11 protein-coding genes and 2 riboswitches are annotated in these 13703 nt (G+C 43.7%); of the genes, 2 read left to right on the plus strand and 9 right to left on the minus strand.

The window, feature by feature from the left end; translation table 11 throughout:
- Positions 1 to 24: 24 nt before the first annotated feature.
- On the minus strand, positions 25 to 630 hold the full coding sequence (locus ABD010_RS07005) for a DUF2179 domain-containing protein (RefSeq protein WP_343811552.1): 606 nt from the start codon (positions 628 to 630) through the stop codon (positions 25 to 27).
- Between the two features lie 93 nt (positions 631 to 723).
- Complete coding sequence (locus ABD010_RS07010; RefSeq protein ID WP_343811653.1) at positions 724 to 1434, minus strand: MOSC domain-containing protein; 711 nt, start codon at positions 1432 to 1434, stop codon at positions 724 to 726.
- A 159-nt stretch (positions 1435 to 1593) separates the two neighbouring features.
- On the opposite strand from ABD010_RS07010, the gene msrA reads away from it, so the two are divergent.
- Positions 1594 to 2130: a peptide-methionine (S)-S-oxide reductase MsrA gene (msrA, locus tag ABD010_RS07015; protein WP_343811553.1), complete on the plus strand. Its 537-nt coding sequence runs from the start codon at positions 1594 to 1596 to the stop codon at positions 2128 to 2130.
- 258 nt (positions 2131 to 2388) lie between these two features.
- Positions 2389 to 3549, plus strand: coding sequence for an MFS transporter (locus ABD010_RS07020; RefSeq protein WP_343811554.1), 1161 nt, complete (start codon positions 2389 to 2391; stop codon positions 3547 to 3549).
- Positions 3550 to 3780: 231 nt separating this feature from the next.
- Here the strand turns inward: ABD010_RS07020 and ABD010_RS07025 are convergent, their stop codons facing one another.
- The 7 genes from ABD010_RS07025 to ABD010_RS07055 form a co-directional block, all read right to left on the minus strand.
- Positions 3781 to 5115: an NCS2 family permease gene (locus ABD010_RS07025; RefSeq protein ID WP_343811555.1), complete on the minus strand. Its 1335-nt coding sequence runs from the start codon at positions 5113 to 5115 to the stop codon at positions 3781 to 3783.
- Between the two features lie 71 nt (positions 5116 to 5186).
- Positions 5187 to 5288, minus strand: a riboswitch (purine riboswitch).
- 2 nt (positions 5289 to 5290) lie between these two features.
- Positions 5291 to 6823: a glutamine-hydrolyzing GMP synthase gene (gene guaA, locus ABD010_RS07030; protein ID WP_343811556.1), complete on the minus strand. Its 1533-nt coding sequence runs from the start codon at positions 6821 to 6823 to the stop codon at positions 5291 to 5293.
- 199 nt (positions 6824 to 7022) lie between these two features.
- A riboswitch (purine riboswitch) is annotated at positions 7023 to 7124 on the minus strand.
- A 38-nt stretch (positions 7125 to 7162) separates the two neighbouring features.
- Positions 7163 to 9364, minus strand: coding sequence for a transglutaminase TgpA family protein (locus ABD010_RS07035; protein ID WP_343811557.1), 2202 nt, complete (start codon positions 9362 to 9364; stop codon positions 7163 to 7165).
- Positions 9361 to 10629 carry a DUF58 domain-containing protein gene (locus ABD010_RS07040; protein WP_343811558.1) on the minus strand — a complete coding sequence of 423 codons (1269 nt, stop codon included), beginning with the start codon at positions 10627 to 10629 and terminating at the stop codon, positions 9361 to 9363. The genes ABD010_RS07035 and ABD010_RS07040 overlap by 4 nt, the downstream gene beginning before the upstream one ends.
- A complete protein-coding gene (locus ABD010_RS07045; protein WP_343811559.1) occupies positions 10629 to 11591 on the minus strand; it encodes an AAA family ATPase in 963 nt (320 codons plus the stop codon). The genes ABD010_RS07040 and ABD010_RS07045 overlap by 1 nt, the downstream gene beginning before the upstream one ends.
- 400 nt (positions 11592 to 11991) lie before the next feature.
- Positions 11992 to 13488: an amidase family protein gene (locus ABD010_RS07050; RefSeq protein ID WP_343811560.1), complete on the minus strand. Its 1497-nt coding sequence runs from the start codon at positions 13486 to 13488 to the stop codon at positions 11992 to 11994.
- Between the two features lie 59 nt (positions 13489 to 13547).
- Positions 13548 to 13691, minus strand: coding sequence for a hypothetical protein (locus tag ABD010_RS07055; RefSeq protein ID WP_343811561.1), 144 nt, complete (start codon positions 13689 to 13691; stop codon positions 13548 to 13550).
- Positions 13692 to 13703 lie beyond the last annotated feature (12 nt).

Consider the following 13703-nt stretch of genomic DNA (forward strand, 5'->3'; position numbering starts at 1 on the left):
TTCATTTATTTTTCTCAACTTGGTTTATTGATCGGCCGTGTCTTCCGGCTTCACTTCTGGTTTAGCCGATGGAACATTATTTTTTCTTGAATTGAACAGTCGTCCTTTACGAACTTGCTTTACCCAAAAACCGCCATTAATCTGTTTCGGCTCATATGAAATAATAAACGCTTTTGGATCAATGCTTTTAATGGTCTCATACAGCTTCAGTTCATATTTTCTCGGTGTAAGAATTTGCATTGCCAGCCGGTCACCATCCATCCCATAGGCAAACCAGCTTGTCACCCCATAGCCGCGATCCCTTAGTTTACGGGTGAAGGCAATATCGGGATCTGATGAAATAACGTTGACCGTTATATAACCAAGAGCAAGTTTCTCCTCAATCTTGGTTCCGACGATTACCCCAAGACCGAAACCTATCGCATATGCAATCAGGTTCTGGATTTCATTTAAATTATCCAATACTAGCCCAAGACCAACTACATATACGACAATCTCGAACATACTTACAAACGCAGCTGTATATCTTCGTCCTTTTAACGTCAGAATCATACGCATTGTCGAAAGTGATACATACACAATATTGATTACAAGAATAATTGCAACCATAACAAATGCGTTACCCAGCATAAAAAATACCTCCTGCATCTCCTACCAGATATCATACTCCATACTTAATGTGTATGTACAACATTTTTTTGCCATGCAATAATTTTTCCGAACTTATGGTTTGTTCGGGCCAAAGACTCTTTTTTCGACAGATGACTGTTTGCCGTGTAATCTTTTGTTTAAGGTCCGTTTCCAGTTTGGTGCGAGTAATTCGCAGGAAGCCAATGCTTCGGCTGCCTTCAGGTCCGTTTTCTTCACATGCATCACTTCATTACAGGCAGCGATTGTCCATTGTGAATAAGGACGCTCCATTAATTCCAGGTGCATTCCCGCTTCTGCTTTTCCTTCCTTGAGCACACGAAAATACCAGCCTGTACGCCCGCTATTCTGGATGCGAAGTGCAAAATCCATGATTCGGAATTTCCGGGCGGGTTTCCAGCACGGCTGACGGGGCTGTGATACCTGGATCAGACTATTACCAAACCGGTATGTATCACCTATACAAACACTAAACTCATCAACTTTTTCCACTGACAGGTTTTCCCCCATCGCGGACACACCAATTGAATCCAGCTTCAGTTCATTCTGCCAAAACGCATAATGCTTTTTAGGATATGCAAATACAGCCTTTTCCGGGCCGCCATGATTTTTCGTATCGGCCACCTCATCATCAGTAAACCCGGTTTTGCCAAGCCACTTTTCACCTTGTTTTTCCTGTTTGAATATACCGCTTTTCCAAGGCCGGTCCATCCGGTTTTCAGCACTCTCATAACCCATGTGTTTCACTTTTCCTGTAAACAATTTATGTACGTATGGTGCATCCATATTTGCCACCTTCTTTCTTCCAATATTGTATATGTAATTGCAACAAAAAGTAAATAACACAGAACTTTTTTAAAACCACCGTGCAAAATAATTTATCCTCAATCCTATTCCATGATATATTTAATAAACATTTATTCACAACTGGAGGCGAAAACAAGCATGACTGGTCAGTTGAAACAAGCTACATTTGCGGGCGGATGTTTCTGGTGCATGGTTAAGCCGTTCGATCAGTGGGACGGCATACATGACGTTGTATCGGGTTATACAGGCGGGCACATGGAAAATCCGACATATGAAGCGGTAAAAAAGGGTTCGACCGGACACTATGAATCAGTTCAGATTACTTATGACCCTGCAGTGATAGCGTATGATAGAATACTTGAAATCTACTGGCGGCAGATTGATCCAACTGATGATGGCGGCCAGTTCCATGACCGTGGTGATTCGTACCGGACAGCCATCTTTTATCATGATAACCAACAGAAGGAAGCTGCTGAACAGACTCGAAATGCACTTGCAGCGAGCGGAAAATTTTCCAAGCCGATTGTGACGAGGATATTACCTGCTTCAACGTTTTATCCCGCAGAGGATTATCACCAGGATTTTTATAAAAAGAATGAATCCTATTATAAGGAAGACCGGGCCCAATCCGGACGGGATGAATTTATAGCCGAAATGTGGGAGCAGCAGGAATAATGCTGCTCCCTTTTTTGCAGGAGGGATCCATAAAATAATCTATATGCTCGTTTTTGAAGCCGATATGCGCGGTTTCAACCAATATATGCTTGATTTTATGCCCAATATGCTCGATTCCGACCCATATATGCTCGATTACCATTTCTGATTAATCCAGGGATATCGTTCTTGCACCTCACAATCATATTTACCTGACACGGTATTTAAACCACCGTAAATATAGTATAATTGGTGTTCATGAAGTGAAGGAGCGTGTATATGACTAATCAGAACTCACTGACACCGTTAAAAATGCTGTTATTCAGCTTTCATGCTACAAACACCATCATTCTCAGTTTTTTACCATTGTATCTGAGGTATAAAGGATTAAATGGAACGGAAATTGGCTGGGTTCTCGCTGTTGGTCCGTTAGCATCTATCTTTTCCCAGCCGTTTTGGGGTTATATGAGTGACAAATATAAAACGGTCAAACGAATGCTGATCATCTGTATAATCGGACTACTGATCAGCAGTGTTTTATTTTTTCAGATGAACGGATTACTCGCAATTATCCTGATGGGGGCAGTCTTTTACTTTTTCACCTCACCCATTGGGGCATTGGGCGACAGCCTTGCACAGCGCCGTGCTGATGATCTGCAAGTGTCGTTCGGTACAATCCGAACGTGGGGGTCAATCGGATTTGCCACTTCCTCTTTGATTGTCGGGGAAGTTCTTTCCAATATAGGTGTTCAATATATGATTTGGCCATATGTTTTCTTTGGAGCAATTGCCCTGATTGTCGCGTTCCGACTGACAGATGTGAAAGTGGAATCCGATCCGATCCAATTCAGCGATATTAAACAGTTATTGCAAAATAAAACCTTTCTTATATTTTTATTTATGATTGTGTTTCTGACAATCTCACACCGGGCCAATGACAGTTTCATTGGACTCTATATTGTTCAGCTTGGCGGCAGTGAAGGGCTTGTCGGTCTCGCGTGGTTTGTCGGCGTGATAAGCGAGGCAGTTGTCTTTGCACTTGCAGGACGCTGGTTTCGAAAGTTCCACACGCTCATTTTCATCATCATTGCCGGTGTCCTCTTTAGTTTACGCTGGTTTATCTATGCAGCCGTTAAGGATCCGATGGTTATCATTGCCTTACAAGTTCTGCATGGAGTCACATTTGGTGTCTTTTATTTATCAGCACTGGAATATGTAACAAGAATCATTCCAAGATTGCTGCAGTCAACAGGGCATCTAATGTTTTACGCCGTCTTTTTCGGAATTTCAGGAATTGTCGGCTCACTAATTGGTGGAGTATTGATTGATTCCTACGGCGGGGACACGTTATATATGCTGATGGGATTTTGTGCACTTACCGGAACTATATTCCTTATCATCTATCACGCACTGCCGTTTGGGAAAAAAGCTCGCGGATAGATGTGCGGTGTTCCTGCCCAAGCGGTTGATGTTCTGGTTCCTGCGGTTGATGTTCCAGCTCTTGCGGTCGATGTCCTGGGCTCAGCGGTCGATGTCCTGGGCTCAGCGGTCGATGTTTCCGCTCTTTCGGTTGATGTTCTCACCTCAGCGGTCGATGTTACGCCCGTATGCTATTTCCCGTAAAAAATACGAAAGCGGAACCGCCACGATGGCGAGTCCGCTTTTCCATTTCTAACTCAAAAATATAAAATACAGAATAAAGATGACAAACAGTCCGTACATGACTGGATGAATTTCTTTGACACGTCCTTTTAGTGCCATTGTGATCGGATAAAAAATAAATCCCAATGCGATGCCTGTTGCGATGCTGTACGTCAGTGGCATCGTAATGATGGTGAAAAATGCCGGCACCGCGATTTCGAATTTGTCCCAGTCGATCTCCTTCAGCGACGATGACATTAAAACACCGACAATAATCAGCGCCGGTGCGGTTACTTCCGCAGTTACAACACTCAATAACGGTGAGAAAAATAAGGCCAAAAGAAAGAATCCTGCTGTAACCACGGGAGTGAACCCGCTCCGTCCGCCAGCTGCCACACCTGCTGTAGACTCAATGTATGAAGTTGTAGTGGATGTACCCACAACAGCGCCAACCACTGTTGCACTGGAATCGGAAAACAATGCTTTTCCGGCACGCGGCAGTTTATTATCTCTAATCAGCCCTGCCTGTGTCGCAACTGCCACAAGCGTTCCGGCTGTATCAAAGAAGTCAACAAACAGAAATGTTAAAATAACAACGAGCATTTCCAGTGTAAAAATATCCCCAAAATGAGCAATGGCCTGTCCAAAAGTCGGCGCTAGACTTGGAACCTCACCGACAATGCCGCCAAAACCAGATGGGGCATCAATCAATCCACAAAGAATACCAACAATCGATGTCAGGATCATCCCGTAAAAAATGCCGCCCTTAACATTCAATGTCAATAAAATCACAGAAACGATAACCCCGAACAATGCCAATAAAACATGTGGGGAAGTAAGGTCTCCTAAAGCAACAAGCGTAGCATCGTCACCCACAATAATCCCGGAACTCTGAAATCCGATGAATGCAATAAATAAGCCAATTCCAGCGCCAACTGCCAGCTTCAGGTTCGCGGGAATCGCATTAATAATTTTTTCCCGAAATCCTGTTAAGGTTAAAATAATAAATATAATGCCGGATGCCAACACACCGGATAACGCTGTCTGCCATGGTATACCATAACCAAGCACTACAGTATAAGCAAAAAAGGCGTTGAGCCCCATTCCGGGTCCAAGAGCAATCGGGTATTTCGCAATAAGTCCCATAAAGAGTGACCCAACTGCAGCTGCGATTGCTGTTGCAGTAAAGACCGCTTCCTTATTAATCCTTGTCACACCTTCAGGCAATTGGTCCACACCTTCCAATGCCATGGTCGATGGAATGACAAACAAGATATAGGCCATGGCTAAAAAGGTGGTTAATCCGGCCATGAATTCTGTCCGATAGTTCGTCCCAAGTTCCTGAAAACGAAAGTATTTTTTCAATGCAAATCCTCCTCATCATCTGAAAGAGTACTGCATAACTTTTGTGGAAAATGATACAAAGAACATGATTGCATGCTTCCTGAATTCTGCGTAGTCAGACCGTTAGCGGCGGTCCGGTAGAAACTCTCAGGCCAAATCCCCAAAATTATACGCAATATCTTATTATTTTTCTCGGCTACTCCCATTCAATTGTTGCAGGCGGCTTGCTCGTAATATCGTACACGACGCGATTGATATGTTCGACATCGTTCACAATTCGAGTTGAAATCTTTTCCAGAACATCCCACGGAATCCGTGCCCAATCTGATGTCATTCCATCGATTGAGGTTACCGCTCTGATGCCGATTGTATAATCGTATGTCCGGGCATCCCCCATCACGCCGACACTCCGGATATCCGGAAGCACGGTAAAGTATTGCCAGATATCCCTGTCGAGCCCGGCATTGGCAATTTCTTCGCGTAGAATTGCGTCCGATTCACGAACAATCGACAGCTTTTCTTCCGTAATTGCGCCCAACACACGGATGGCGAGACCCGGTCCCGGGAACGGCTGCCGCCAGACAATCCGGTCAGGAATCCCCAGTTGTGTCCCAAGTTCACGTACTTCATCTTTAAACAACGTATTTAATGGCTCAATCAATTCGAATTGCATATCTTCCGGAAGACCGCCAACATTATGGTGTGATTTGATTGTTTGTGCTGTTTCCGTACCACTTTCAATCACATCCGTGTAAAGGGTCCCTTGCGCAAGGAAGTCTATGTCTCTAAGTTTGGCCGCTTCATCATCAAAAACATAAATGAATTCATTCCCGATAATTTTACGTTTGAGTTCCGGATCATCTACATTTTCCAATTTGGATAAAAAGCGCTCAGAAGCGTCTACCTTAATAATGTTCATATGAAAATCATCGGCGAAAACTTTCATTACATCGTCTGCTTCATTTTTCCTTAAGAGACCATGGTCAACAAAAATACATGTGAGCTGATCACCGATTGCTTTATGAATTAGTGCTGCTACAACAGATGAATCAACACCGCCGCTAAGTGCGCAAAGTACTTTGCGGTCACCGACTGTTTCGCGGAGTTTATCCACTTCCATATCGATATAGTTTTCAATCGTCCAGGTAGCAGTACAGTCGCACACATCAAATACAAACTGTTTCAACAGATGATTGCCATACTCAGAATGGCGAACTTCCGGGTGAAATTGAACCCCATAAAGCTTCTCCTCCGGGTTGCTCATCGCTGCAATCGGAGTTGATGGACTGGTTGCATCCACCCGAAACGTTTCCGGCGCTTCCAGTACTTTGTCACCATGACTCATCCAAACAGACTGCTCTTTCGGTGTATCTCGGAACAACACAGGATTATCAGCTAACTCAATCATAGCCTTTCCATACTCGCGGTTTTTCGCCTTGGCAACTTTCCCGTCGTAATGTAAAGCCATCAGCTGCATTCCATAGCAGATACCCATAACAGGGATGTCCAAATCAAAAATCTTCTCATCACACCGGAAACTGTTTTCATCATATACGCTATGGGGACCACCGGACAAAATTATCCCCTTTGGATTCATCTTGCGGATTTCATCGGCGGTCAGCTTGTGCGAATGCAATTCACTGTACACACCATGCTCGCGGATTCTTCTTGTAATCAGCTGATTGTACTGACTTCCAAAATCCAGCACTAAAATCATTTGGTTATCCATACCATACTCTCCTATCTGTAATCGCATTTCCTCACTGGAAATTCAGGGATGCATGAGAATCCAGATGCCTTCTCCCCCGAGAATCCTTTTTCTCTCAAGTAGTCTTACCTTCCCGAACTCAAAAACCCGGATTTTCTCCTTGCATGCGGCACTTAAGCTGCATAAAGGCAGAAAATCCGGGTTTGACGCTGCACACACCAACAGATTATTCCGCCTTCATAGTCGGTGCATTTACGGTGCACCGGTAGAAACTTTCGAACCGTATTATCGAGGATATACAAATGGCGATTTATGTCGTTTTTTAATAATCCTTATTCTACTAACCAGAGCGATACAAGGTCAAGCCTTTACACGTTTTATTAAATATTTCCATAATTGATTTAATTCGGCGGCTTCCTGATTGTCCGTTTCATTCTTATAGAGCATTCGTTCATAATGACTTGTAAGACGCCGCATCGCATCAGTCTGGAAGCGGGAATCAATGCGCTGGGAGTACTCGCGTAATGTTTGGTCAGGCTTTTTCGAAAGACCATTTTTAGCTAGTACCTTCAACAACAAATGGTAGGCTTCCTGATACGTCTTCGGATCACTTTTGCTGTTGTATTTTAACGTTACAAACAGCGTCTGCCAGCGTAACCTGGTCCGGTAGAGAATGTATGCCACAAGCAGCACCACGGCAGATACAAGCAGCACAAGCCACCAGTTCAGGTTTGATTCTGCCGTACTATTACTTTCACTTGTTCCACCGTCAATCTGCGGCTGCTGGGGGTCAATCGGCTCAGGTTGTCTCTGTTGCTGCTGTTGTTGATTATTGCTTCCGGTGGATTGATCTGCCCCTCCAGTGGCAGTGTCATTATCAAGATTCAGCTCAAAGTCCGATAAATTGGAAAAACCTTGTGTTGGCTCAAAAGGCACCCAGCCAATTTCAGGAAAATATACTTCGACCCACGAATGTGCATTTGCGTTGGTTACCTCATAAACATTTTTACCGTTGTCCTTATTGTCAATCTGTTCGCCGCCTGTAAACCCTTTAACCCAGCGGGCCGGAATATCTAGCGTTCTGAGCAAAACTACCATCGAAGTGGAGAAATTATCACAATATCCCGCTTTCGACTCAAATAAAAACTGGGCAACGTAATCATCTTCTTTCCCGGGAACCGGTACATTCTTGGTCTGATAAACAAAACCATGGCTGTTGAAATACGATTCAACTGCTTGTGCTTTGTCATAACGATTATCCTCTTCACTTGTTATTTCTTTGGCCAGTTTACCCACTTTTTCAGGAAGCGAGTCAGGCAGCTGTGTATAGCGTTCGTCAATAAATGCAGGATCCTCCATAACGGCATCGCGTAACTTATTGATGGCAAAGGTTGGTTTTTCATACGTAATGGAGTAGCTGTTCAATCGTACCCCTTCATCGTCAATTTCTGTCCGAATTTCCCCGGAACCTGATTCCAGCAAATAGTTTACATCATTTTGTTTTGTCTTTACTGCTTCAATCCCATATGGATAGATCAACTTTTCCAGACCGCTGTCACCCTGAAAGTTTATTTCTGTCACAAGCTCTTCCGTTTCCACACTGCCTGCAAACGTCTCCAGTGTAATATCATTCGGATTTTGCGTTGAGTACGATAAATTTCGTGACTTTTTCCACCCTTTACCGGTATAGATATCCTTCGTCTCAACCCGCCAGTAATTCTTATCTTCAGCAACTGCCCGAAATACCGGGGTATTGTCCTGTACAAATGAACCGCCAAGCCTTGTATCATCATTTCCGTACCCGACTTTTTGTATTACGGATGAACCTTCACCTGAACCACCCGCATTTTCAGCCGCACTTTTTATAAATGGTACTGGATCAGGCCACTGTGGATCAAACTTCGGAGCAGCATAGCCGACCAACGTGGAAAACATGACAACAACTACCAATGGCGCAATCCAAACGGTCTGCTTTTTCATCCAGGAGAAATGGATTGCCTCCTGGTCAATTTCCTTGAATAGACTTGTCATTCCAAGCGCGATAAACGAAACAATAAATGTGCGGACAATTGCCGTATCCGCCTCATAAACGGTAAATGTATCCAGGACTGTCAAATAAATAAACGTAAGCAGGATAAACAGAAAAATTCGTTTCATGATAATAAACCAATACTGAAGCAGATAGCTCATCAGCCAAATCAGTATCAGGAACAGTACACTGCGAAAGAGCGGGGTCAGTTCATACCACTGTTCGGAAAACAGCGCATTTATGTTATAGCCGATTTCGGTGAACAACTGGGTGACCCATGGTTTGCTCAAAGGAGTACCTGTCATAAACAGGGAATCAATGATAAAAATCAGGCCGACACCTTTTAATGACATCGACAACAGCCAATGGAGCTGGAGAATTGAGACAAAAAAACAGAATAGCGTATACAAAATAAAAACGGTTAAATTATTCACATCGCCAACGACATTAATCGGGTACAGCCATTCCAAAAACAAAACAAATGCGCAAATGTACAGAACGATGGTATATAACATTGGAATTTTCGTATTCATGATACACTCACCTCGGTGGCATTGTGGATCAGCTGTTTTTCCGTAAGTACATTAATTACAATTCCAGTCAGGCGAAGCTGTTGAATGATCTGGTTCTCCCTGTCCGATATCAGTGCGGAACCCTGTATAAACAGAACAACAAGCTGTTTCGCCTGCTGTCTTGCCTTCTGAATCATTTCCATGAAGCCGTCATCAAAATGATTGGTAACCATTATCATGTTTGACCCTTTTGGAACTTTTGGCAATTCCTCCTGCATCTTCTTGGAAAATGGCTGGGGACCAGCAGGCTGTATCCGTGTCAGATGCTTGCGAATGGAGTCTGATTTGATTGGATCATGATGCATTGGAAAGAAAACCGTTTTCCCGCCAACCGATAAAAAGCTGACTTGGGATGCCTGCCTGCGGACATATTCCAGCAGGGATACAGTCAGTTCAATTGAAGCTTCAAAAGCAAGCCTGTTAATCCCCTGATAATCACACGCATCCAGAACAACCAATGTGTTCGTGCTTTTCTCCTGCTCAAATTCTTTGGTGATGACGTTGTTTTTCTTAGCTGTTTGTTTCCAATCTATCCAGGAAAATTTATCACCCGGTTCGTATTCCCGAACACCTGAGACAATATTGGTGTTGTTCAAATTCAGGGCATGGGACGAAATGGATCCCTGCTCGAAACTGCTGAATGTGTCATTCATATGGACGTTCCGGTTATCAGGAAATGCCACAACCTGATCTTTCACTTGGAAGGTATGTTCTTTTTTGACAAAACCAAACACATCCCCGACCCTGATCCGGATATATTGCAACTGATGTTCACCGCGGGGTACCTGCTGCAGTACGTATGGAAAATTGATTTCGCGGTGAAAGCCCGGAAACACGATTTTTTTAATACTACGGTTTACTTGCATTCTGTCAGGTTCATTTAAATAGCGATAGGACTCATAGCTTCCTTTCGTCCGCTGTAACGTATCGGGAAAAATTTCTTCACAGATGCAGAAATACAGTGGATAAGGCATCGTACGTTTTACTTTCACTGTGACATCAACGTGATCACCTGTACGAATAACATTTCGGGAAAAATGGCGTGTAACCTGCCATTTATGGATGGGGTACAATAACAATCCCAAATGATAAAGGAAGATAGGCAAAAAACCAAAAAACAGAAACCAGCTGGTAAATCCACCCTGGAACATGGCATATGAAAACAGGACCAGGATCAGAAGTACAACAGAAAACAGCTTCCCGACAAATATCAAGCGTTTATTCATCAACCAAATTCCTTTCGAATAGGTATATGTGTATCCGTAACGATCGATTGGATAACCTGATCACTTGTTAACCCGTCATATTTTGCCTCTGAATTCAGGATAACCCGGTGTGCAAGCACATATGGCGCCAAATATTTCACATCATCCGGCAGAACATAGTCACGTCCGAGCATATACGCATACGCTTTCGCCGCTTTCATAAGTGCAATCGACCCGCGGGGGCTGACTCCTAAATAAATAGATTTACTATAACGGGTTTTTTGTACAAGATTAATAATATACTGTTGGACATTCTGATCAATATACGTATTTTGCACTTCTTCCTGGATGGAAATTAATTCATCTCTGGTCAAAACAGCGGAAATAGATTCGATTGGATGATTTTTGGATGTGAGATCAAGCATCTGCAGTTCCTGCTCTGGCGAAGGATACCCCATGTTCAATTTAAGAATAAACCGGTCAAGCTGGGCTTCCGGAAGTGGATATGTGCCTTCATACTCTATCGGATTTTGAGTAGCCATCACAAAAAATGGCCGTTTTAATGGGATGGTGTTGCCATCAACGGTAACATTTTTTTCTTCCATTCCTTCCAATAGTGCAGATTGCGTCTTAGGAGACGTTCTATTTATTTCATCAGCAAGTACTATATTTCCTAGAATCGGTCCGCTCCTAAACTCGAATTCCAGTTCTTTCGGGTTATAGATGGAAACACCCGTTACATCTGACGGCAACAAATCCGGTGTAAACTGGATTCTTCTGAAATCACAGTCCAAAGATTTCGCCAACGCTCTGACAAGCATCGTTTTACCGACTCCAGGAACATCCTCCAGCAGCACATGCCCCTGTGCCAAAAGCGCTATCAAGCTCAGGGCTGCTTCCTCTTCCTTGCCGACTATCACATTATTTATATTCGTTAACACTTTTTCAATACGCTCGTTGTATAACGTTTTCTCCTGCATCATTCGATTGTTCCCCTTCCTCGCTACAATGGTCAAGGCTGAAGCTTTTCGTCAACCACCCTGATAATCCGACAGCCTAAAGTTGTTGTAATTTGCTAAATAATCTATGAAAATATAGCTACCTTTACTATACTAAAAAATACCTATGAAGTACAAAAAGAAAACTGGTTATCAGCCAGTATACATGGTTTGAAAGATTTTTATACATTTCGCGGCATACTGTTCCGCTTGTGAACTTTATTATTTTAAGAAAACCTGGTTGTCACCAAGCCTTTCGGTGACAGCCTTAGTTGCACTTCTGCAGTAAGAAAGTTTCATACCAAAAAATCAGGTATGCGGCCCTGGCTCAGCCGCTTCATTTATTCAGGAAGCTCACTGACATCAGGCACAGCATCTGGGTTCTCTAATCGATGAAATACGGATTACCTTTCATGCCCAGCCAAATATCGGACTGCTCTATCTGCCATGACAGCTGTAAAAGCCTGTGCTCCTCTCCTTTTGGTGCCATTACCTGGACACCAAGAGGCATCTTTTTAGCAGATACATATATTGGCAGTGACACAGCCGGCTGCCCCGTTAAATTCGCCAATTGAGTATAAGGGGTATAGGTCAGGCTTGGCAGAAACATATCATAAATCAATTTCTGCTGCTCACCGCTGTCAGACTCCCGCATCAACCCGCGCAGTTGTGCCTGTTTTTCCGGTGAAAGTGTCAGCTCACCCACTTCTGGTGCTGTATACGCTGTTGCGGGTGTAATATAAAAATCGTACGACTCATGAAAAGCTGCCATTTTTGCTGCAGCAGTATCCCATGAGGCAAGGCTGGCCGAAAACTCCGCTGCCGATAATGACTTGCCTGCTTCATTCAGCATCCACGATTCAATTTCCAGGTCGTTTTCCGTAAGCTCCCGGCCAAGTGATGTTTCCAGCTGTCCTACAACCGAAGACATTTCACCGCTGTTCATCAAATAATAATCCTTCATGAGCTGAATTCCATCCACATTATTTTCCTGTTCTTCGACGATATTTCCTTCACGTTCCAGCCATTTGACCAGTTTTTCAACCGCACTCCTGGCGTCCTCTGACACAGGAGTGCCAACAGGTGACTTGGTCGAAAAAGCTATTCGAAGCGGTTTTTCAAACGGTTTTTCCATAACATTGGTATACCTTCCCCGGAAAAGCGGCGTCTGGAATGCAGCTTCAGGCTGGATTATCTGCAGCAGATCAAGCATTGCCGCACTGTCCCTTACTGTTCGGCTCAATGCAAAATCAATCGCAGCCCCTTGCCAGGCCCGGCCTGCTCCTGGGCCAACCGGTGTTCTTCCTCTTGTTGGTTTCAGCCCAAACAGACCCGTAAAGGACGCTGGAATCCGAATTGAACCTCCGCCATCACTCGCTCCAGCCATTGGTACAATTCCTGATGCAATGGCTGCAGCTGATCCGCCGCTCGAACCACCGGGTGAATACCCCGGGTTCCATGGGTTTCGTGTTGGACCATGAAAAGCCGGCTCCGTTATATTTTTCAGTGCAAATTCAGGTGTATTGGTATGACCCAGCAACAAGAATCCTGCATTACGAATTCTTTTAACCAGATGGGAGTCATGATCACTGATGAATCCCTTCATCAGGAAGGAGCCTGAGGTCAATGGTTCATCTTTGATTGCTTGTGAAATATTTTTAAGCAAAAGGGGAACACCGAAAAACGACTGGTTATCCTTCATTTTCTGGAAGTCGTTTTCAAGTCTTTGTTTCCGGTCATGCACAACTGCATTCAACTGCGGATTAACTTGTTCCAACTGTTTAAAAGCTGCACATAACAATTCTTCCGGCTTTATTTCACGTTGTCTGATCCGTTCCGCCATCTCCGTAGCGTCCATTGATAAATACGTTCTGGAATCCATACTACTACCCCCAATAAAAGAATATTTTCATTGTATCATGCAAAACGGATTCCAGATATTCACTTCTCTTCTTTCCAGGGGGGGTCTCCGTATTTATGCAGTTCCTGATTTATTTTGCCGATAATAAATGGGATAGCAAACGACAAAATCGTGCAGATGATTCCCAGCGTTCCGGGTACGCCTTCTATAATAAACTGCCACATAATATTCATCAC

The organism is Virgibacillus siamensis (genome assembly GCF_039522605.1).
In the GTDB taxonomy this organism is placed as follows: Bacteria; Bacillota; Bacilli; order Bacillales; family Amphibacillaceae; genus Lentibacillus; species Lentibacillus siamensis.